Annotated in this window: 18 protein-coding genes; 5 read left to right on the plus strand and 13 right to left on the minus strand. The window is 38.1% G+C overall.

All coding sequences use genetic code 11. The features are described from left to right. Nucleotides 1–166: 166 nt before the first annotated feature. Entirely contained in the window at nt 167–1,414 is a 1,248-nt protein-coding gene (locus tag CWO92_RS17870; RefSeq protein WP_101355574.1) for a cation:dicarboxylate symporter family transporter, read from the minus strand. Between the two features lie 167 nt (nt 1,415–1,581). Here CWO92_RS17870 and gltC point away from each other — a divergent pair, with 167 nt between their 5' ends. Continuing rightward, entirely contained in the window at nt 1,582–2,493 is a 912-nt protein-coding gene (gene gltC, locus CWO92_RS17875; protein ID WP_101355575.1) for a glutamate biosynthesis transcriptional regulator GltC, read from the plus strand. 163 nt (nt 2,494–2,656) lie between these two features. After that, complete coding sequence (locus tag CWO92_RS17880) at nt 2,657–3,166, plus strand: DUF2179 domain-containing protein (RefSeq protein ID WP_101355576.1); 510 nt, start codon at nt 2,657–2,659, stop codon at nt 3,164–3,166. A gap of 82 nt (nt 3,167–3,248) precedes the next feature. Here the strand turns inward: CWO92_RS17880 and CWO92_RS17885 are convergent, their stop codons facing one another. The 5 genes from CWO92_RS17885 to CWO92_RS17905 all read right to left on the minus strand — a co-directional run bounded on the left by CWO92_RS17885 (nt 3,249) and on the right by CWO92_RS17905 (nt 9,642). Next, complete coding sequence (locus tag CWO92_RS17885) at nt 3,249–4,391, minus strand: mannitol-1-phosphate 5-dehydrogenase (RefSeq protein ID WP_101355577.1); 1,143 nt, start codon at nt 4,389–4,391, stop codon at nt 3,249–3,251. Nucleotides 4,392–4,396: 5 nt separating this feature from the next. Then, the gene (locus CWO92_RS17890) at nt 4,397–6,484 is read right to left on the minus strand and encodes a BglG family transcription antiterminator (RefSeq protein ID WP_101355578.1); all 2,088 of its coding nucleotides are present in this window, start codon (nt 6,482–6,484) and stop codon (nt 4,397–4,399) included. A 160-nt stretch (nt 6,485–6,644) separates the two neighbouring features. Further along, entirely contained in the window at nt 6,645–8,561 is a 1,917-nt protein-coding gene (locus tag CWO92_RS17895) for a PTS mannitol transporter subunit IICBA (protein WP_101355579.1), read from the minus strand. Between the two features lie 112 nt (nt 8,562–8,673). Continuing rightward, the gene (locus tag CWO92_RS17900) at nt 8,674–8,853 is read right to left on the minus strand and encodes a hypothetical protein (RefSeq protein ID WP_101355580.1); all 180 of its coding nucleotides are present in this window, start codon (nt 8,851–8,853) and stop codon (nt 8,674–8,676) included. A gap of 48 nt (nt 8,854–8,901) precedes the next feature. After that, nucleotides 8,902–9,642 carry a glucose 1-dehydrogenase gene (locus CWO92_RS17905; protein ID WP_101355581.1) on the minus strand — a complete coding sequence of 247 codons (741 nt, stop codon included), beginning with the start codon at nt 9,640–9,642 and terminating at the stop codon, nt 8,902–8,904. A gap of 163 nt (nt 9,643–9,805) precedes the next feature. On the opposite strand from CWO92_RS17905, the gene CWO92_RS17910 reads away from it, so the two are divergent. Continuing rightward, nucleotides 9,806–11,023: a Zn-dependent hydrolase gene (locus CWO92_RS17910; RefSeq protein ID WP_101355582.1), complete on the plus strand. Its 1,218-nt coding sequence runs from the start codon at nt 9,806–9,808 to the stop codon at nt 11,021–11,023. A 91-nt stretch (nt 11,024–11,114) separates the two neighbouring features. Here the strand turns inward: CWO92_RS17910 and CWO92_RS17915 are convergent, their stop codons facing one another. Further along, nucleotides 11,115–12,179, minus strand: coding sequence for a C45 family autoproteolytic acyltransferase/hydrolase (locus CWO92_RS17915; protein ID WP_101355635.1), 1,065 nt, complete (start codon nt 12,177–12,179; stop codon nt 11,115–11,117). Between the two features lie 312 nt (nt 12,180–12,491). Between CWO92_RS17915 and CWO92_RS17920 the strand changes: the two genes are divergently transcribed. Further along, the gene (locus tag CWO92_RS17920; RefSeq protein WP_101355583.1) at nt 12,492–13,718 is read left to right on the plus strand and encodes an O-antigen ligase family protein; all 1,227 of its coding nucleotides are present in this window, start codon (nt 12,492–12,494) and stop codon (nt 13,716–13,718) included. A gap of 435 nt (nt 13,719–14,153) precedes the next feature. Here CWO92_RS17920 and CWO92_RS17925 read toward each other — a convergent pair whose 3' ends face one another. From CWO92_RS17925 to CWO92_RS17935, 3 genes are all read right to left on the minus strand, one after another. After that, nucleotides 14,154–14,783, minus strand: a complete 630-nt coding sequence (locus CWO92_RS17925; RefSeq protein WP_101355584.1) for an HlyD family secretion protein — start codon at nt 14,781–14,783, stop codon at nt 14,154–14,156. 33 nt (nt 14,784–14,816) lie between these two features. Further along, nucleotides 14,817–16,433 (minus strand): MFS transporter, encoded by a 1,617-nt coding sequence (locus CWO92_RS17930; protein ID WP_101355585.1) that lies wholly within the window; start codon nt 16,431–16,433, stop codon nt 14,817–14,819. Nucleotides 16,434–16,723: 290 nt separating this feature from the next. Beyond that, nucleotides 16,724–17,152 (minus strand): MarR family winged helix-turn-helix transcriptional regulator, encoded by a 429-nt coding sequence (locus CWO92_RS17935; protein WP_101355586.1) that lies wholly within the window; start codon nt 17,150–17,152, stop codon nt 16,724–16,726. Between the two features lie 298 nt (nt 17,153–17,450). Between CWO92_RS17935 and CWO92_RS17940 the strand changes: the two genes are divergently transcribed. Then, nucleotides 17,451–17,960 (plus strand): MerR family transcriptional regulator, encoded by a 510-nt coding sequence (locus tag CWO92_RS17940; protein ID WP_158175420.1) that lies wholly within the window; start codon nt 17,451–17,453, stop codon nt 17,958–17,960. Nucleotides 17,961–18,027: 67 nt separating this feature from the next. Here the strand turns inward: CWO92_RS17940 and CWO92_RS17945 are convergent, their stop codons facing one another. The 3 genes from CWO92_RS17945 to CWO92_RS17955 form a co-directional block, all read right to left on the minus strand. Beyond that, on the minus strand, nt 18,028–18,660 hold the full coding sequence (locus CWO92_RS17945; protein ID WP_101355588.1) for a copper homeostasis protein CutC: 633 nt from the start codon (nt 18,658–18,660) through the stop codon (nt 18,028–18,030). A 15-nt stretch (nt 18,661–18,675) separates the two neighbouring features. Next, nucleotides 18,676–19,623: a glycosylasparaginase gene (locus CWO92_RS17950; protein WP_101355589.1), complete on the minus strand. Its 948-nt coding sequence runs from the start codon at nt 19,621–19,623 to the stop codon at nt 18,676–18,678. A 317-nt stretch (nt 19,624–19,940) separates the two neighbouring features. Then, nucleotides 19,941–21,095: a thiolase family protein gene (locus CWO92_RS17955; RefSeq protein WP_101355590.1), complete on the minus strand. Its 1,155-nt coding sequence runs from the start codon at nt 21,093–21,095 to the stop codon at nt 19,941–19,943. Between the last annotated feature and the right edge of the window lie 14 nt (nt 21,096–21,109).

A 21,109-nucleotide genomic window follows, 5' to 3' on the forward strand; every position in this document is an offset into this window, starting at 1 on the left:
ATTATATTTTGATTGGGTGGGATGAGGGATGGGACCTTTAGTTCCCCCTCTGAATTTGATGGTGGACACACAAAAAAACGCTTAGAATAAACGAATTATTCCAAGCGTATTTCTATGAGACCCTTATACCTACTTTTACACTTAATGGGATGAGGAACCGGACCCTTTATCCCGCTTGATTTTCTACTCTATCTAGTACTTTGTGGCCTTCCCATTTGGAAATGACGATAGCTGCAAGCGAATTACCTACAACGTTGACAGCTGTACGAGCCATGTCAAGGATACGGTCAATTCCTGCAATTAATGCGAGACCCTCAACAGGGAGACCAACACTTCCTAATGTTGCAAGTAGAACAACGAATGAAACTCCCGGAACTCCTGCAATTCCTTTTGAAGTAATCATCAAGACCAAAACAAGCGTGATTTGGTGTCCGATACTCATATGAATTCCATAAATTTGGGCGATAAATAGTGCAGCAATGGATTGATAAAGGGTTGATCCATCTAAGTTAAAGGAATACCCAGCCGGAATTACAAACGATGTAATGGCTTTTGGACATCCAAGCCTCTCCATTTTCTCCATAATTTTCGGAAGTACTGTCTCTGAACTTGATGTAGAATATCCTAAAATCAACTCATCTTTTAAATAACGCAATAGCTTAAATATATTCACCTTTGCCATTTTGGCTACTATGCCCAATACGACAATAATGAAAAAGACCATAGAACCATATACAACAGCAACCAGTTTAATAAGCGGGAATAAGGATGATAGTCCAAACGTAGAAACCGTAACGCCAATTAAAGCAAAGACACCAATTGGTGCTACCCTCATTACTTGGTTTGTAACGTAGAACATCGAATCTGCTACACCTTTAAAAAATTGAGTAACGGGTTTCCCTCTTTCTCCTATTGCCGCTACCCCTAATCCAAAAAGAACAGAAAAGAAAATAATTGCAAGCATATCACCGTTTGCTAGAGCCTGTATTGGATTACTAGGTACAATATTTACGATAGTATCAACAAATGAATGACTTTTTGTCGACTCCGTTGTACTAACATAACTGGAAATATCCGTTTTTGATAGATGAGAGCGATCGATACCTGTACCAGGGTGGAAAATGTTTGCAGCAAGTAAACCTACAACAATTGCAACTGTTGTGATTATTTCAAAGTAAAGAATGGTTTTACCGCCGATTTTCCCCAAAGACTTCATGTCCCCTACACCAGATACCCCGATGATTAAACTTGATACCACAATCGGTACTACAATCATTTTAATCAACCGAAGAAATATATCGCCAATTGGCTTTAATATTTTTGGTAAAGTCGGATTCTCAAAGAAAATTGCTCCAATTACTATTCCGAGGGCAAGTCCAATTAGAATTTGCCAACCTAAGCTGATTTTTTTCATGCTGTAACTCTCCTTTACACTAATTTTCATGTATAAAGTGATAAAAGCTGGTCTATTCATTATGAAAGGGCTTTTATTCATATATTACTATAATATATTTAAATAATCATATTAACAATATATAATTAACATATAATCTATATCAAATTTAGATTGAAGGGAAACTTATGGAATTAAGACAGTTACTATACTTTTTAGAAGTAGCTAGACAGGAGCATATGTCTCTTGCTGCAGATACTTTACATATAGCACAATCCGCTGTAAGCAGGCAAATATCCAACCTAGAGGATGAACTAGGTGTCCAATTATTTGAAAGAGAAGGAAGAAATATTAAATTAACCTATATCGGAAGAATGTTTTCCGAAAAAGCAGCTATTGCGATAAATGCCCTAGATGATGCCAAACAATTAATAAATGAATATTTAGATCCAGAGCGAGGCTCCATCCGTATCGGTTTTCCATCCAGCTTAGCGACTAATACCCTGCCGCAAATCATCAATGCTTTTAAAAAAAATCATCAGGATGTATGTTTTCATTTAAGACAGGGTTCCTATAACTTTTTAATAGAAGGGATTAAAAGAAGAGAGATTGACCTTGCTTTCATTGGGCCTGTCCCAACACGTGACCCGGATATCCATACAGATATTTTATTTGTGGAACATTTTGTTGGACTAATCCCACAAGAGCATCCTTTAGCAAGCAAAGAGATTATCCCACTCCGACAGTTAGAGAATGATTCATTTGTATTATTTCCAAAAGGATTTATCCTTCGCAAAATTGCAGAGGATGCATGCCTTCAATCTGGCTTCCGACCAAAAATTCCATTTGAAGGGGAAGATCTAGATGCCATCAAAGGTTTAGTTTCATCCGGAATGGGAGTGACCCTTTTACCAGAAATCACTCTCCAAGATAATATTCCTAATGGCACACTGGTTAAACGCATTACCCAACCAGATATCAGAAGGACTGTCGGAATCATCACCCCAAAGAATCGCGAATTATCTCCTTCTGAAAAACTATTTTATGATTTTGTGCTCCATTACTACTCTATTCTTTCGCGCCAGCAGGAGCTTGATTAGGCCCTCTTAATATGGAGGTCCTTTTCTTTAGCTATTCCATGTTTTCACACCAAGTTAAAAGGGTAAAGAAAGAAAAATCCTTGCAAAGTATAAAAGAATGAAAAAAAGAAAAGAACATAACTAGTAACTATTTTGTCATCCCATTAATTCAGAGGTGTAAGCTTTGTTAAATATCCTTTTAATCTTGCTGTTGCAATTAATATATGTGCCTATCTATACGCTACGTACTATTTTCCTTGTAAAAAATATCACAATATTAGCCTCCATTCTCGGTATTGTAGAAATGCTCATCTATGTATTCGGGCTTTCCTTAGTGTTTGGCGGAAATAAAAATATATTAGCGATGGTAGTGTATGCTGTAGGATTTGGGATCGGCATTATACTAGGAACCAAAATAGAACAAAAACTAGCGATTGGTTTCATTAATGTAACGGTAAACACGCAATCGAAAAACAATAATCTCATCGATACATTGCGTCAAAACGGGTTCGGAGTAACGGTATATTCAGGAGAAGGCAGAGACAGCGAAAGATACAGATTAGAAATTTTAACAAAAAGAAATCGGGAAAATGAGTTATTTGCTACGGTTGAGCATTATGAACCGAAAGCATTCATCATTTCTTATGAACCAAGGAAATTTAAGGGAGGATATTTATTGGATAGGATGAAATAAATGGGAAATTTTTGATTATGTATTCCCCTCCCTTTCTCCAATAAAAAGACACATGGAGCAGAATCTCCATGTGTCTTATCTATTATTTTTTTAACTCTTCGTAATGACGTAATACTTCCTTCGTAATTTCACTATTTTCATTAAGTCCACTTACTTCTTTTAACGCATATTTGACACCGTGTTCACTTATCATTTGTTGTAATTTTACTGCTTCTTCATCTTCCTTGTAATCAAATAGCAATGCAGAAGCAATTGCTTTGGAAAGGTTTGTGTAAGAAAGACCTGCCTTTTCGGCTTGCGTTGCTGGACGAACTAAGCGGTCATTAGGTCCAAGCTTGCGAATTGGAGAACGTCCAACCCTTGTCACCGCATCATTTAAATAGGCATTTTTAAAGCGATTAATAATTTTTTCAATATATTGTTGGTGTTCTTCAAGATTTAAATTATATTGCTTAATTAAATAGGCACCTGTTTCACCAAGTGTTGCTTTCACTTGTTTCTCAATTGCTCCATCAGCAAGCGTTTGATCAATAGTCGATTTATTTCCTAAGTATCCAAGGTATGCAATTACAGCATGCCCAGTGTTAACTGTAAATAATTTTCGTTCAATAAATGGTGCAAGATCTGCCACAATTTTCATACCTTCAACAGGAGGTATTTCTTCTGTCGTTTCCACTACCCATTCAAAATATGGTTCTACCAATACATCCAGTGATCCTTGGTTATTTTGAATAGGTACGATACGGTCAACGGCAGAATTGAAGAAGAATACCTTGCCTTCTAATTTTGATTTTGTATCTTCATCAAGGTTTTCTAAAATATATCCCTTCAATAAATCCGTCGCAGAAATTTGGTTCTCACATGCGATTACATATATTTTTTCATCATTCGCCTTCACTCTTTCGGCTAAACCTTTTGCAATTAAAGGAGCAATTCTCGGCAAAATAGTTGGACCGATTGCAGTTGTTAAATATGTTGCACCTTTAATAGCTTCCACTACTTCGCTCTCTTGTTTCATATTATTTAACCCTGAAACATTCGTAATCGTCATGGATTCTTGTTGATCCGTTGCTAATTTAACGGTGTATTGCTTTTCAGCATTTAATTGGTCAATAATTTGATCTGCAATGTCCACAAAGGTTACATGATAACCTGATTGTGAGAAAAGAGCACCGATAAATCCTCTTCCAATATTCCCCGCACCAAAATGTACTACTTGTTTCATTCCAATCATTCCTTTATAAAATTTGTTTGAAGATATTCTAAAAAGATGGATTCCAACTTTGTATGAATAATATCTTCGTTTCCAGATGAAAAAATCATGATCGATTCTTTTGTTTCAATTAAACTTGTACTGAGCAGACTGATAATTTCTTGTTCTCTTGTACTTAAATCCTCAGGAGCAAGCATTAATAATAGGCTTTTCATGGGCATATCATTGCCATCCATTCCTTTTACCATACACGTTTTATCTAAATGAGAGATTTGAAAAATAAGCCCTCGTACATGTTCACTTCGACAATGGAAAAGACCCATTCCAGTATCAGGAATTCCAAGACCGCCCTTTTTTTCCCTATCCAATAATGTTTCCATTACACTTTCGGGGTTGGTGAGCAGACTCTCCTTTTCCGCAATTCTTAGCATTTCACTCATATTCTCTTTATATCCATTCGGGCTAAGATTTCGATAAACACGAAAATGGTTCATAATAGATTCAATACTTGTTTCAATGACCTTCATTTCCTGAAGCAAGTCCGTTAATGTTGGTTTAGTTTTTCTTGATACGACAGGACCTGTTTTACCCGTATATTGATTATTCTTCGTTAAATTGCCGATATTTTTTTGCAAAAAGCCCCTAATTGCGGTAATATCCTCATTACTTAAGAGAGGATTAACTAAGATATACTCCTTACGAATAAATGGAAGGCGGACGGTGGAAATAATGACATCAAATGGCTGTAAGCTTTCCCTGTTTTGAATTTCTTTAATTGATTTAATTTCTACCGAATCAATTTCCGTTATCTCTTTCTTAATCCGACTGGCGAGCATTTTCGAGGTTCCAATCCCCGTCGGGCAGACAACGAGTGCCTTAATCATCATTTCTTCTTCCCGCATCACCAGTGCTGAACCAAAATGAAGAACAATAAAGGCAATTTCATCTTCTGGAAAATGCTCAATATCTTTAAATTCCTTCTCAACACTATTTTTCACTGCAAGAAATAGCACTGGGTATTTTCGCTTTATCTCTTCCGTTAATGGATTAAATAGCCCTATATTCTGCTTAATTCTAAAAAGTGACGGTTCTAGATGGGAAAGTAATCCATGAAATAAGGAAAAATCCCTTGTTAAATCGACATGAAGTTGAGAAGAGACATATTGAATCATATTTTTGATCATTTGCCCTAATACAACACTGTCATATGGCACAGTTTCTACTTCCTGTAGCTTGGATCCTTTTAAAATAGATGCTAATAAACGTTTGTCGGCATATGTAAACGATATAGAAAGAGATGCTTGCAGTTTTTTACAAATTTCCTCCATGAGAATGTATTCTTCGGATTGCTCATTGAATAAACTGCCTTCATTCTCCATAAGAAATCCATCTTTTGTCCTTTGGACCGTAATGCATATTTGAATAATTAATCCAATATAATCAGTGTCTGCTAATCGCGAATGTCGATAATTTAACGTGTCATTTACAACTCGATCAATTTCCAATAAATACTCTGCATCAAAAAAATGCAGTATTTTTTGTTCTGAGCCCTTTCCCTTTTCTAATAAAAATAGGCTCTCAATTAAATCCTCATTAAAATAAAGCAAGAAATAGCTGGCCAATGCTTTTCGCTTATTTTCTTCTGATCCGTGAAATTCAACGCCAACACCTCGTTTCCGAGTAAGTTCAAGATCGAAATTTTTCAGCCATTCCGTTAATTCATCGAGATAGGTAGACAAGGTAGTAACACTTACACCTAAAGTCGTTGCTAAAACTTGAATTTTAAATGACTCCACATCTTTTATTAATGTTAAAAACAGCCGAAGTTTTTTCTCCTGAGGTGTTTCGTCCACAGGATGACTGCCGGTAAGATGCTGAACCAATCGAAAAATTTGTTCGTTTTTCCCCTCTATTACTAAACCCGCATTAGGATTTCTTATTAATTGAAGGTGAAATGGTTCCAAGATTTTTTCAATCGATTTTAAATCCCGTTGAATTGTACGCACACTTACATTTAAAAATGTAGCTATAGAAAAAGCCGTGTGTTTCCCGGATGTTTTAATAATCAACTCGATGATTGCTTTTTCCCTTGAGGTAATAAACATATTTACACCATCATTTCAGGAAATTTATTCATTACATGTTTCATCAAACTGTCCACCCTGCGCGGACACTTTACCGATTTGTCCACGAGTGGTGCCTGGCACCCTAAATAACGAATAGAAAAGCGCAGGGATGCTGCAGCTTTTCTATTCTGTGGGATCATTATTTTTTATCGTTGATAATATCCATGATTTCTTTTGCTGATTTAGCGGCAACCATTTTCTCGATATTTTCCATGTCGGAGCATGTTACTGCAATTCCCGACAGGATTTCAAGATGGGTACCATCTTTACCGGCAATACCGAAAATTAAACGCACCTTATTACCATCAAAATCAACACCATCTGGCACTTGTAATACTGTGAAACCTGATTGAAGAACGTCTTTTTTCGCTTCTTCTGTACCATGTGGTATAGCTACATCATTTCCCATATACGTAGAAGTCATCGCATCGCGGGCAATCATTGCCTCAATATAGCTTTCCTTCACATATCCTGAGTCCACTAGTGCTCTACCAGCAAAGCGAATTGCTTCTTCCTTATTTGCGAATTGTTGGTTAAGGAAGATATTTTTCTCTAATAACAATCCATCGTTGCTATCAGGAGTATCTTCCGGTCTCGGAGCATTGTCTTCTGCATCCTCAACAACTTCGTTCAATTCATTTGTATCGCCATTTTTCAGCTGATCAATTAATTTATCATATTCCGGACTAGATAAGAAATTATCTACCGATACGTGATAAGCATTAGGAAGTTTATTTTTCGCTCTTGGTGTCAATTCTTCCTGAGTTACAACTATTTGCGCATCTGAAGGCAAGTTACTGATAGCTGTGTTCGTTACGGAAACATTTAAACCAGCCTCTTTTACCTTTTTGCGAAGAAGTGATGCTCCCATTGCACTGGATCCCATCCCTGCGTCGCATGCAAAAACAATTTTGCTTACATGTTCAGGCATTTTTCCTTGGTCCCCAGCAAACACGCCTGCAACGGAGCTTTTCTTTCCTTTCATTTCTTGCATTTTTCTTGCTGCTTCTTCAATATCTTCATCCTTTTGTTTACCTGTTTTAAGAATTAAAGCTGAAACAATAAAGGATACAATTGCCGCTACAAGAACCCCTGCAATGTTAGCAATATAAGCACTTGCACTATGCGGAGTTACGGCAAGAACGGCGATAATACTTCCTGGTGATGCTGGAGCAAGTAGTCCACCACCTAAAAGAACTAATGTTAATACACCACTCATACCACCAAGGATAACGGCGATGAATAATAACGGACGCATTAATACATATGGGAAGTATATTTCATGAATACCTCCAAAGAATTGGATAAGAGCAGCACCCGGTGCAGATCTTTTGGCTGTTCCTTTTCCAAAGAAGCAATAAGCTAATAATAAACCAATACCTGGTCCAGGGTTTGCTTCAAGCAAGAATAGAACAGATTTACCTGCTGTTTTTGCTTGTTCAATACCGATAGGTGATAATACACCATGGTTAATGGCATTATTTAAGAACAAGATTTTAGCAGGTTCGATAATGATACTTGTTAAAGGCAATAGATTGGTTGCAACTAGCCAGTCTACCCCATTAACTAACCATCCTGTTAATACTTTTACAGCTGGACCAATCGCCCAGAATGCTAGGATTGCTAATACTCCTCCTAAAATACCACCGGAGAAGTTGTTAACAAGCATTTCGAAGCCGGCTTTAATTTTTCCTTCAATCAATTGGTCGAATTTCTTAATAACATAACCGCCAAGTGGTCCCATAATCATAGCACCTAAGAACATAGGTACCGTCGGTTCTCCAACGATTACCCCCATGGTGGCAATCGCACCTACAACTGCACCACGTTGATCATGAACAAGCTTACCACCTGTATAACCAATTAATAACGGCAATAGGTAAGTAAGTATTGGGCTTACCATTTTGGCAAGGCTTTCATTTGGAGTGAAGCCAGTAGGAATAAAGAATGCAGTTATAAGACCCCAAGCAATGAAAGCGGAAATATTTGGCATAACCATAGAGCTCAAAAAGTTACCGAACTTTTGAACCGCTACTTTTATATTAGATTGAGCCATTCGCTCTCTTCCTTTCATTAATATAGTACATATATAATGGTAAGTCACAATAGTACCGCTATCAACAAAGAAGAAAACTAACTTTGTCGCATACACTTTGACAAAACTATTGTTACTCAAAAAATGCACATTCATTCACATGGTGCCAGGCACCACCGATGGACAATCGGCCAATTTGTCCACGGTGCGTAGACACTGCAAGTTCTATTGCCTTGTCTCTATAGGAGCTATTCCTTACAAGAGAAGCTGTTTTCCCGCTGTGGCCGTCAGTTGGATAAGATAACTTATCCATAACAAAAAAACCTAGAGATCCTACTCTCTAGATTTGACTTGTATTTATTTACTCTTCATAAATCATCTTAACCGTCATTCCACCATCAATGACAAGATTTTGACCGGTGACAAAATCATTTTCAGGATTTGTTAAATAAAAGCAAGCTCGAGCAATATCCTCTGGTTTTCCAACTCGCTGTGCCGGATGCTGGGCATGATCAGCATGACTTAGTTGTTCATAGTTTCTCGTTTCTATCCACCCCGGGCTAATCGCATTCACACGGATCCTTTTTTCTCCTAATGAAACAGCCAGTGCATGTGTTAAAGCTACAATACCACCCTTTGTCGCCGCATAGCCTTCTGAATTAGGTTCTGACATTAGGGCACGAGTAGACGCAAGATTTACGACGGAACCGCCCTTTTCCATATATTTAGCAGCTTCCCTTGTACATAAGAACACACTGCGAAGATTCGTATTAATGATGTCATCCCATTCCTCCACTGTTAATTCCAGCGGACTCTTCCATCTAGAAACACCAGCATTGTTAATGACAATATCAACACCTCCGAATTCCCGCGACACCTTCCAGAATAAATCTTCTATATCCTTTGGCAGCCTTACATCTGTTTGGATAAAAATAGCCTCTCCGCCATTTTGATTGATCTGGTCAGCTGTTTGTTGTCCTGCCTCCTGATGGATCTCTGCAATAGCTACTTTCGCCCCTTTTTTCGCGTATTCAATTGCAACCGTCTTTCCAATCCCATTTCCAGCACCAGTAACAACAACTACTTTATCAATAAAATCCATCTATCCTTCCCCTTTTCTTATAAAAATAGATACACCCATTTTACCTTGATTCCCTCTATTTTATAAATAAATAGCTTTTCTATCATTTCAGTAGACGCAGGATATCAAAAAGTTTTAGCGAACTAGTAATAATAGTATAAATGTTGGAGAGGAGAAGGAATAAATGGTGAATTCTAATCGCCTTTGGTCAAGAATACATGAATTATCTTCCATAGGACAAACACCAGATAATGGCGTTACCCGTTTTTCTTATACGGACGTTGAGCATGAAGCAAATGAGCAAGTAAAAAAATACATGGAAGAGGCCGGTCTAGAAGTCACCTTTGATGCAGTCGGAAATGTAATCGGTACTTTACCTGGATCTAAAGATCTTCCAGCTATCCTTTTAGGATCTCATCTTGATACAGTACCGAATGGGGGTAAGTTTGACGGAAGTCTTGGGGTATTAACCGCCATTGAAGTGGTTCAATCCCTTCAAGAACAAAATATTCATCTGAATCATCCGGTAAAAGTGATTGCTTTTAAAGATGAAGAAGGTTCAAGATTTGGATTTGGGATGATTGGCAGCCTTGCCGTTGCAGGAAATTTGCAAAAAGAAGATTTACAAAGAAAGGATGCAAATGGTGTTTCTTTACATGATGCAATGATAAAGCAGGGGTATAGTCCAGAGAATATTCTTGAAGCAAGAATGGATGATGTCAAACTCTATTTAGAATTACATATTGAACAAGGCAAAGTACTAGAAAAGGAAAATGTACCTGTTGGAGTGGTAACGGGAATTGCTGGACCTTTATGGTTAAAATTTTCTTTAATCGGCCAAGCAGAGCATGCTGGTGCTACCCCTATGAATCAAAGGAAGGATCCACTAGTGGCTGCCAGCTTGATTATTTCTGAAACCGAGAAACTCGCAAAAAAATATGAAAATGCCGTTGCAACAGTTGGCACAATATCTCTCGCTCCAGGCGGTGTCAACGTTATTCCAGGAAGTGTAGAGTTTACCATTGATATTCGGGATGTGAAAGAGGAACTTCGCGACCAATTGGAAAAGGAAATTAAAGATTATGCGGCAACTATTACTGCTGAACGTGAAATTGATTTGTCCATCGAAGACCTTCAAAGAGTCGCACCAGTATTATGCTCTAATGAGATTCAGAATACGATAAAAGAGAGTATAGCGGATCAGGGCTATCCTGTGATTTCCCTGCCAAGCGGTGCGGGACATGATGGGATGCAATTTAAAGACAGGTTTCCTGTAGGTATGATTTTTGTTCGTTCTCAGCATGGAATTAGTCACAATCCACAGGAATTCACAACAAAGGAAGATGCAAAGGCCGGGGCTGAAACCATGCTCAAGACAGTCTGTAAGTTAGATAAGGAATAATTGCCATAACTGCACCAAAGGGTTGTTCCTTTGGTGCCTGGCACCACAAATGGACAAATCGCCACTTTGTACACGTAGTGTGGACAGTTACTTATCGCCGAAACCAATCTGCACCTTCGTCCATATGCACAAACGGTATGTCTGTATCGATTTCTCCGGTTATTTTATCTAGCTTAATATCTGTTCCACTCAACCATGCTGCAAAATCAAATTCGATTGGCTTTTTGTCACTGCCTAAGGCAATCCAAGCCTTTCTTTCTCTTGGCAGATATGCAGTTGTATGAATAGTTCCTGCCCAGCTTCCATACAAAGTGGAAAAGATTCCTTTATCTGAATCGTTTAATAATCGGAAAGCATCATGAGCACCAGCAAGATTATCGCGATGTTTCTCCATAATTTCTAATCTCCGATTGGAATCCACTAAATGATGGGGATTTTCATGCTTCATGATTTCAAAATGATTGGTACACGCATTAGACTTGCGAACCTCTACCCTTCGTGGTGATGTTTCCACTACGTACGTCTCGCCACTGACATCATAAACAATGTAACTAAATGAATGACGATGAGGGATTTCCTTTAACATAGCAACTGCCTCGTCAACATTTGCACACGTTTCTAATATTAATCTTCCAATCATACAACAAATAAAACCATCTCCCGGATTCTTGCGATGCATAAAGTTATATCCAAGAGCCAAGCCTTTTTCGTTCATGCCATCCATTCTACCTGTAACCCTCTGACTCGGCCCCACTATTGCATATCCTTGATCAGTCGGTTGAAAAAAGACATAACGCCCTTCGTATGTTTTGGGATGATAATCATAATTACGGATTAAATAATAATCTCCTGTTAAAATCGAACAGCCAGACCGAACATAATCTAACCGATAGCCACCAAATTCCATTAATACACGCTCCATCGGCCATTGTAAGGATGCCTGTAATCCAAGTAATTCCTCCCACACTCCCGGAGCAAATCTGGTAATCGCTTGCTTCACTTCCTCTACTTCCACGGTGAATCTAGGCTTGCGAACCTTCCATTGATTCTCTCGATTTTTAACAATAAGAGAATCCTTCAACTTTTCCCCTTGCATAAAACCAAACTCATAATGTGAACCCCGAAATTGAATAATTTCACTGTATATTTCTTTCAAGCTGTATCCCTCTCTCATTTGTACTTCTTCTATAAGAATAAAGGATTTTTTCAGAGAAAAGAAAGGATATATTTCTTTTTGGGTATTTTCCTAATAGTTCCATACCATTTTTAATCTATTTTTAATAATTCCTTAAGAGTAAATTAAGTAAAACAATTTAAAGTAACTAAGTTCATAGGATTTTACCGTTATAAAACTAACATTACGGTGCTATTTTCTTTTCACCCCATAAACGGGATAGGGTTTTATCCCTTTATCCCCAAACAAGGGACGAAGAGCCTGTCCCCTCACCCATAATGAAAGGGGAATTATATGAAGAGAATTAGGAATTTTATTTTCTATTATTTTCGAGAACAGCCACTTGCTGCCGCTCTAGCTTTGCTTTTCGTTCTTCCGCCAATAGGGATTTTATATATGCTTACTATCGGTGCTATAGAATTGTATCGGGTCATAAAAGGGACTCGAGAAATTCCTTTTGATATGGTTACCGTATTATTTTCTATTATATTTTTGTCGACCATTGGGGCAGCTATCCAACAGCAGCAATGGAGCTACCTCTCTGTTTCATTAGGCATTGTTGGTTATTATGGAGTTTATTTATTCAGCATGAACCAACGAAAATTTACTCAACTTCAACATTTTAGCTGGGTGATTATTTTAGGCGGTGTATACCAATTTTTATTTGGCACTGTTAGTATGCTGCTATTTCAAACAGGATGGAGCAATGAACTGTTTGGATATTTAACAGGAAGTGAATTATTAGGTTTTTTAAGCCACAAACGTTTATATGGATCTGCCTACAATCCGAATTATTCCGCCTTTTTATTAGTATTTGCAATGGGTTTTTTACTTGCGGAGCTCTTAAAGACTATGAAGGCGAAGGTATACAAAAAAGTCGCTCTTTATTGCATTCTCTTAGTGTTTATTGTTGTTGGTGTCATTGATACAGGATCTCGTTCGGGATTCGGTGTTATGTTATTCTTGTTTGGCATTTTCTTATTTAGATTAAGTTGGAAATTGACATTATTGACCGCGAGCTTTGCGTTAGCAAATGGGTTTTGGCTTTACCATTTCATCCCAAGAAGCTATGATATTCTCAAAAATTTAGAGACGCGTATTTTTATTTGGAAGAATAGTATTGCATTAATAAAAGAATATCCGAGTTTTGGATTGACACCACTTGGATTTCCAACGGAATATCTAATCCAGACAGGTCACCATGCAGCACATGCTCATAATATCTTCTTAGCATTTTTTACGGATTTTGGAATTCTTGCAGGGGTAGTATTCATAGCAATAACCATCATCGTCATGTACCAATTCCTGAAACTGTTAAAATATAATCACAGCAAAAGTATATTTGATTGGTTTCTATTTTCTCTGCCTATTCTAGGTTTAACCGGAATACTAGATTTTCCGTTATCTTCTCCGCAAATAGCCTTACCGGTGATTATTCTTGTTAGTAAGTGGCAGCAGTACACTATAAGAGCAAATCATTCCATTAAGAGCAGGCAGACTGCATTGCTTGAAAATAAATAAACACAAGACATATTTATAATGCTGTCTTGTGTTTTTTATTTCACTTATGCTGATACTGCCTTCCCTATTACAGATGAGCATGCACACATAAAAAATAAGCATAATTCAGGAAAATAAGGAAAGTCATTTTGTTTTCTAAATTTATCTTTAATATACATCCCACAGCTCTTTTAGACACGAAATGAAAACGAAACGTGGGCTATACATGACTAACAAAAACGATAACCGCGAACGAAAAAACAAATACCCAATCAGTAAATAGAACACCGAATTCTCTAAGGACATTAACATTTGCAGCGAAATCAAAATGGTGCCAGGCACCACTCGTGGACAAATCAGGAAAGTGTCCATGTCAGACGCACACTTTCTCTACTGTCCACGACACGTGGACAATATTGCGAAATGTCCACGGGCGGTGCCTGGCACCCCAGGTTTTTATTTTTTGATTTTTACTTCTGCGTTCATTCCAGGTAGCACTTTTGACGATGGTTGATCGATGGATATTTTGACAGGGACTTTTTGTGTTACTTTTGTATAGTTCCCCGTAGAATCAGATGGCAGAACGGAAAATACAGAATTGGTTGCATATCCGATTTCATCCACATTCCCTTTAAATACAACCCCGGAATCTCCGTCAACCGTAACATCCACATTATCACCTTTTTCAATATCCTGTAAATCTGTTTCCTTAATGTTAGCAATAATGTACAAGTGATCCATATCGGCCTCTTGAGCAAGCACTTGCCCAGCTTGGACTAATTGATTTTTCTTCGCTTCATTTTTGATGATCTTTCCGTCCATTCGTGCATCTACTGGAACGGAATTTTTTCCATCAAAGATAGTACCTACATTATCTTTGTTTAAGACATCTTCACCATTAGAAACTTGCCAATCTGTTAATACCCCTGTCTTCGATGCTACTACTGGCATCATATCCGCGGATACAACAGCGTCATCCGTCTTCAAAAAATGATCATGTTCATAATAAAAATAAGCGCCAGCTGCTACTACTAGAAATACGACAATAACTCCTATAATATTGGCTAAAATTAATCGACGAGCCATAACATTTCTCCTCTCACAATCAGAATATATTTTTTATGCAGTTTGTTCTGCAGCATTTTTTTTAGATGGTTTAACCTTCTTCTCTTTCTTGACGAGTCCAATCCCTTTACCCGTTGCCATCTTGACAATCGATGCAGCTAACATAATGACCCCCACCACAAACATAAATGTAAAAAGATGATGATATGCTGTCAAAATAGCTGCTTTTTTTGTATTGGCTACTAATTCATAAGACGTCATACTTTGAGCATCCTTAACAGGAAGTCCCATACTTACAAAGCGACGGGTTAAATTAGCAAGTTCTGTATTCGTTTCAGAATCAAATTCTCCTAAATTCCCTCTTATATTTTCATATTGAATAGTGTTTTGAGTTGAGATAAACCAGGCTACAATCGGCGTAACTACCGCCCCTGTAAAATTCCGAATGGAATGAAGTGTACCTGACCGCATCGAAGCAAAGTGTAAATTTCCTGCAAATGCCGTACCTAAGGCACCACTAACGAGCACCATACTAACACCCGCTCCCAATAACGCTATCTCTACATAAAGCGTTGGCAAGGAAATAGCAGGCGTCATCGTTCTCCATTTCCAGCTGACATACATGACCGCTAAAGAACCTATGATACCTAATTTTCCAGCTCCTAATGCACCATAAAATAAAGTCTTAAAAATAGCAGTAAACACAATTCCTACAAAGAAACAGCAATAAAAAATCAACAAATAATGAACTGGCAAATCTTTGTTATGACGCAAAAATCCATTGATTCCGGCAATAGCTAATACAAGTAAAATATGTGATGCCACCGCCATAACAGTACCCGAAATAGGTTTGGCAGCCTTTAACGTTCTAAATGGCACGATTGGAGTTTCTGCTTTTACATCCACTAATATAAATAGAATTAATAATATTAAAGCTACCACCAAAAACGGCCAAACATAATAAGAAGTGAAGCCTTTATTCATTAAGTTGCAAAGCGGAAAGGAAAGTACCAGCATAAGCAAAATTAACAAAAATAAGCCAGTCTTATCAATTGGTGGATGCTCATGCTCTTCCACTATTTTTGGCAATGCAAAAATGCCAATAACGAAGCACAACACAGCTGACACAATATTTAGCAAGAACAACCAGCGCCATGCATCAATACCTAAAGATAGAGAACCAAAAAATGCCCCAGCAGCTGTAGCTCCAAACAACCCAGTTATGATAAAGAATAAATACGTATTCCGAATATTATTTGGAAAGGATCTTAAGCTGACAGGCAGCATGGTTAAAAATAGAATTCCAGCACTGACACTTTGGATGATCCTGCCTATCACGAGGATTTCTAAATTGGGCGCAAATAGATTAATAATCGATCCGCATAAAAACATGAATATAAAAATTAAGTAATTTTTCCTGACCCCAATTGCTCTAGTAATTACCGGACCAAGCGGAACACCAAGTGCAAATGCTAGGTTCGAAAGTGTAGATGGTATCAGTAATTGCTGGGAACCGAGACTAAGCCCATTCTGCACAATTTCTTGGTTCATAGTGTAAGACAAATTGGCAAAATATTGCGGTCCAATCGCAAAAATGGTAAGAAAAGAGATGATTAAAAAACTAGGAATCTTTATCTTTCCCTTTGTTCTTGAAGGATTTTCTTGCCCCATTTCAATTCCTCCTTTCATTTAGTTGGGTAATTTTGTTTAATAGCCTCGATTATGGAAAAAGGATATCGAAGTTCATAAACACAAATAAAAAGAATTTCCCCAATAGGAAATTCAAACTTTTTACAGAAACTTGTATTATGCAATATGCATTATACAACTTATTGGTTACCAATTTCAATCTTTTATTTCCAACTTCCTGTAGTTCCCACTTACCATCTACTGAAAAGCAGTATGTGCAACATTACCCTTTCATACCTAAAAAAATGCTGCCCACTATCGGATACAGCATTTTATTTACGCCAAGCCTTAAAATCTTGATTTAATCGAGAAAGGCTCATTTCTAATTGTTTTAGTTGGTCCTCGGACCAATCATGTAATACCTCTTTATATGCTTCATAACGCGCCTGCTGAACCCTATGGAGAATTTTTTCACCTTCGTCTGTCAATTCGATAAGACTAATCCTTCCATTTTGGGAATCAGGAAAACGTCTTATATATTTTTTCGATTCCAAAGTTGCAACTTGTCTGCTCGCAGTTGAAAGATTCAGTAATAATTTATCTGCAAGAGCATTGATTGCTAAAGGACTCTTTTTTTCAAGTTCACTTAACAATAAATACTCAGAACGATCCAAGCTGCCCAACTTGGGGCTATGTGCAGTAGTTAATCTAACAAGAAGTGCAATTTCATACTCAATCAATTGAAGAACATCACTATTCAAACCTGACTCCCCCTCATACAACGGACATGCTATCGAGACTTTTTTTCAGTATAACACAAATGGTATTAGGCACTCATTACGGAATGTTGTACTCCAATTTTTCGACACTCTCCTAAAAAATTCAGTTGGAAATGCACTTTCTTTGCCGAAGCAATACTAGTTTTGTCAAACGCAAAGGAATCTGAATATTAAGGGAGAATGTATATAAAAAAACATAACGGCGAGATCATTAATTTACTCAAATTTCATTCTAATCCCCTACAATATCTTCGGCCAAATGAGAAGGAGGAATATTCACTTGAATACGGCAACGGCAGCGAAACTACTAGGTATTTCCCAAAGCACGTTAAAGCGTTGGATTAAAGAGTTGGATCTTGACATGAATCGCAATGAGCTTGGACATTATGATATTTGTGATGAAGATATTACGATGTTAAAACAAATTAAGAAACAAATTCAAAATGGAACATTTCTGCACAATGTTACTATCTCCCGAAACAAAAACCGCAAAGGAAAAACAGCAATTCTTCCAAAGGAAACTACTACTGTTGATACCTTTCTTCAAAGAATAGATGAATTGGAAAAAAAGGTAAATGAAAAAGCCGATAATGTTGTCTCTTATCAACTATTAACCCACAGAAAAGAAATAGAAGATCTCGAAAGCGAGATCAAAAGGCTTCATTTGAAAGTTGAATTTTTAGAGAGAAAATTAGCTGAATCAAGTTCAAAGGAAAATTCGGAAATTCAAGTCAACTCATTTAAAATAAATAGGAAAAGAAGTTTATTATCTATGCTATTTCATTTCTAACATCTTCCCCATATAATTTTACAAAGGCAGGTGTTTCTTCACTTCGGACGAACACCCGCCTTTCTCATTATCCTACAATTCTGGTTCCGTGCAATTCGTGCACCTTCAGATAATCTGCAATACTTACTGCATTTTGGTCTGTTATGCCTCCACCCGGCATGATAATTATTTTGCCAGCCGCATAGTCTATGTATTTTTGAAGGGTAGGCAGATTTTCCTCGATTGATATATTCAAGGGCCCTCCATGAGTCAAAATACGATTGACCCTATGTTCTATCAACCAATCAATGGCATCGAGCTGCATTTCCTGCTTAATATGATCAAATGCCATATGAAATGTAATATCTAATCCGGAAGCAGCCGCTAACAAAACATTCATTGCCTTCCCATCGATCCATCCTCTGCTATTTAAACAGCCGATTACAACACCATCGATTCCCAATTTCTTAAAGTGGATAATATCAGAGCACATGATTTCCAATTCATCCTGGTTATAAATAAAGTTTCCGCCACGTGGTCGAATAATGGCCATAACCTTTATCTTTTTACTCTTACAATATTGAATGGATTTGGATGCAACACCATGACTTACGGTTGTGCCTCCAACGGAAAGATTATCGCATAATTCAATCCTGTCAGCCCCTCTTGCAATAACTTCGGGGATAACCGTAAAATTTTCCACGCATACTTCTTTTAACATCTTATCACCAGATCCTTATTCTTCATGATTATCGAGCCATTCCTGGGTAGCCACCTCTATAATGGTAGAATGCCCCTCCCCTTTTCTCGCAACATAGATTTTGGGCTTTTCCTTTTCAGTAGCGACCACAAACGGAAACTCCACGTTTGTCGCAACTCCCCATTCCCCATTTGTGTTCATACAAATCAAGGACATTGCGCCAGCCTTTCCTTTTCTTCTTGTTAATTTATCATGAAATTCGTATACTGCCTTATCTGCTGCCGCCTGTGGTGTAAGCCCCTCTCCCATTAGTCGGACGATTTCATAGCTAAGACAGCCCTTCATTAGATCCTCTCCCAAACCTGTTGCAGAAGCACCACCTATTTCACTGTCAACGTAAAATCCTGAGCCCGATAAAGGGGAATCTCCAACACGTCCCTGCATTTTCATAAATAATCCTGACGTCGATGTTCCTGCCACCATTGAGTCTTTAGTGTCTAAACAAACCGCACCTACTGTATCATGCCCATCATAAGGACTTAATTCACGGTGTTTCATCTCTTCTATCCGTTTTTCCCAAATTGATTTCGCGGAATCCGTCAGCATATTCACTCGTTTAAAGCCATTTTTTTGTGCATAAATCGTTGCCCCATCTCCTACTAGAAACCGGTTAAATTGTTGTTCACTTAGTTTCCGGGCAACAGAAATTGGATTCTTTACATCTTGAATCCCGGCCACAGCACCAATATTGAAATTATCGCCATTCATAAAAGCTGCATCCAGCTCTACGATTCCCTGTTCATTCGGAAGGCCGCCAAACCCAACAGATTTATAATATGGATTATTTTCAACTTCCTTGATTGCTGTTACCAAGGCATCTGCGGCACTTATATTATTTTTTAATTCGTACGCAGCTTTTTTTACACCATCGTATGCCATGGCCCATGTTGCGATGATTCCCCATTTCGTTCCCACTTGTCCCATCGAAATTCCTCCCCAAATCTTACACACTTTAACGCTTTTTAATAGAATATAAAAAAATATATTTTATAGCATGAGTATATACTATTTACATGATTGATAGATATAACTAATGAAATCGCATTTCTGTCGGTATATAGAGGCATATGCACCTAGGAAATAGACACGATTCTTCTATTATTGTTCCCGCTCTCCGCCTTGCCCTCATCTTGGGCACTATAGTCCCCATGTGCAATATCAAAACGGCCACCAATTACGGTTAGCCGTCTTTTGGGTCCATCTTCAAGTCCAATCCCTAGGTTAACTTCTCCAAAAGCTTCTTATTCGCCGATTCTCTCAATTATCGTCGCATTTGCCATTCCAAGACCTTCACACATGGTTTGCAAACCATATCTTCCGCCTGTACGCTCCAGTTCGTGCAGCATCGTTACCATGAGTCTGGCACCGCTTCCCCCCAATGGATGCCCTAGAGCGATTGCTCCACCATTTGGATTTAATTTTTTTGGATCAGCACCTGTTTCTGTTAGCCAAGCCAGAGGAATAGGTGCAAATGCTTCATTTACTTCAAAAACATCGATGTCATCTATGGTGAGACCCGCTTTGCTCAATGCCTTTTCCGTTGCGGCTATAGGACCTGTCAGCATCAATGTAGGATCGGAGCCAATGACAACCCGAGTGTGTATCCGGAATTTTGGCTGATATCCAAGCTTCTCTGCCTTTTCACTCGACATTAATAATAAGGCAGCTGCCCCATCACTAATTTGACTGGAGTTTCCTGCATGAATAAGTCCATTTTCTTTGAAAGCAGGCTTTAAGTTTCCTAGCGCTTCTAATGTTGTTTCTTTCCGCGGACCAGAGTCCTCCTTAAATATTATCTTGGTTCCGTCCTCTAATGTTACTGGAAGAGGCATAATTTCCTTTGTAAAAAAGCCTTTTTCCTGCGCACTTAATGCCTTCTGATGACTTTCTAGCGAAAAGCAATCTAATTCTTCCCTTGTAAAACCGTATTTCTCTGCAATTCTTTCGGCGGACAATCCTTGATGAATAATCTCATACTTCTCTTTCAACTTCTTGCTAACCGGTACACCTTGGTAGCTGGAGCCGATTGGGACACGTGTCATGTTTTCCACTCCGCCCGCAACAACTATATCCATATCCCCAGATAGGATAGCTTGAGCTGCAAAGTGAACAGCCTGTTGGCTTGAACCACATTGTCGGTCAATTGTAACTCCTGGCACTTCTTTCGGATAACCAGCTATTAATGCTGCCACTCTAGCAATATCTCCTGTTTGCTCTCCAATCTGGGAAACACAACCCAAGATCACATCTTCCACAAATGAAGAATCTAATCCGGCCCGATCCACAAGCTCTTTTAAAACAGCTCCCGCTAAATCATCTGGACGGTACTCCTTTAAAAATCCATTTCTTTTTCCAACAGCTGTACGTACTGCTTCTACAATCACGACATCCCGCATCTTTTTCCTCCTCA

It is taken from the genome of Heyndrickxia camelliae (genome assembly GCF_002844575.1).
Lineage (GTDB): Bacteria > Bacillota > Bacilli > Bacillales > Bacillaceae_C > Margalitia > Margalitia camelliae.